This window comes from Oleiphilus sp. HI0086, from assembly GCF_001635225.1.
Genome location: NZ_LWFZ01001468.1, coordinates 1 through 1,331, shown reverse-complemented (window position 1 = coordinate 1,331; position 1,331 = coordinate 1). Strand labels below are relative to the sequence as shown.

2 protein-coding genes and 1 pseudogene are annotated in these 1,331 nt (G+C 41.9%); all 3 read right to left on the bottom strand.

Annotated features, from left to right (window positions below):
- Nucleotides 1–425, bottom strand: a pseudogene (locus tag A3756_RS29375) (DUF3391 domain-containing protein); the annotation flags it as partial.
- Between the two features lie 162 nt (nucleotides 426–587).
- Nucleotides 588–902, bottom strand: coding sequence for a DUF3301 domain-containing protein (locus tag A3756_RS24925; protein WP_068512050.1), 315 nt, complete (start codon nucleotides 900–902; stop codon nucleotides 588–590).
- Nucleotides 903–941: 39 nt separating this feature from the next.
- The coding region (locus tag A3756_RS24920) for a GGDEF domain-containing protein (RefSeq protein WP_156490756.1) at nucleotides 942–1,331 on the bottom strand (390 nt) is incomplete at its 5' end.

Here is a 1,331-nt window from a genome sequence, read left to right as displayed (position 1 = left end):
AATACAGCCAAGGCAAGCCAAGGCATTGTGATTTCTGAACAAAGAGTCCAGCATATCTTCCGCAAGATTATCAATAGCGTCTATAGGAAGCGCCTGACCAGTCTTAACGTCCGTGAGAATACCGCCCATGAGTTCAACTGCTTCTTCATGAACCTTTTGAGCCGCCAGCATTTCCTCGCCCAAACCTAAACGCGGCTTGTTTAACGAGCTCAGTTCACCTGCCGCTGCTAGTTTCTTTTCATTTTCTTTGTCAATCTCGGCAAGGGTCGGCGCATCCTTTAAATCCTCACCTAGAAAAGTATCGATATAGACTTCTTTAATGCCTAGTTTTTTATCTTTTCAACAGTTAGATCTTTCTTGATTTTCCCCTTCTTCTTAAAGTTGGAATGAGGAATCCAATCACTATTAAGATCAGATATATACATTCCAACTTGAAGGGAGTCGATAGGAATTCGTTTGATCATATTTATTCTTACACGCTAAAGCAGGTGCGAATTAAAAACACCTGCCAATTTGTGAATAGCTTCTTTTTGTCGATATATAGAGTATAGGTGCTCGATACAAATTAACCACTTCCAATAATAAAACTATTCCACTCGATGTGGTGCCAATTTGACCCCTTGAACACGTGCTCCGGCCATCTTCACACTACCTTTATAACGATCTTCTCCTGTAGAACTGAACTCAAAACCATATTCACGAATAATCTGTAAGCGCCCAGCATTCCCTCTCTTGAGCTTCAATGAGCGCAAAACGACTGTCTGGTCAAGAATACTTAAGTCCAATTCACGACAATGCTTCGCCGCGGCTCTTAGAGCAATATCTTTTAACTCTCTTGCTTTAAGCCAATACCAAACAATCAGGCAGACAAGCAACGTCAGAACCAATGATCTTAAAGACAATATAACCTCCGCATTCGAAACTCTACTCGCGCCTTGGGTTTAGGCTTCATACAAGCATACCTGATTCCGTCCCTGCTTCTTGGCTTGATACAGTGCCAAGTCAGCATTTTGATAAATTTGCCAAGCAGTTTCTGTCTTAGCTGTCGCGAATGCAATACCGAATGAGGCTGTCAAACTTATCCGTTGCCCCTGCCAAAAGCAGTCTGTACTTTCAATCGTGGCACGAATTCTTTCTGCCAATATATGCGCTTCATCTTTACTTTCGCCACAGACAATAATACTCATCTCTTCTCCGCCAACGCGCGCGGCAGTATCATTCTTCCTGCAATTTGCAAGAATCAATGTAGCAACCTTCTTCAATACTTCATCACCTGCCTGGTGCCCAAATCGATCATTTACTTGTTTAAAAAAGTCTAAATCAATTTGAAT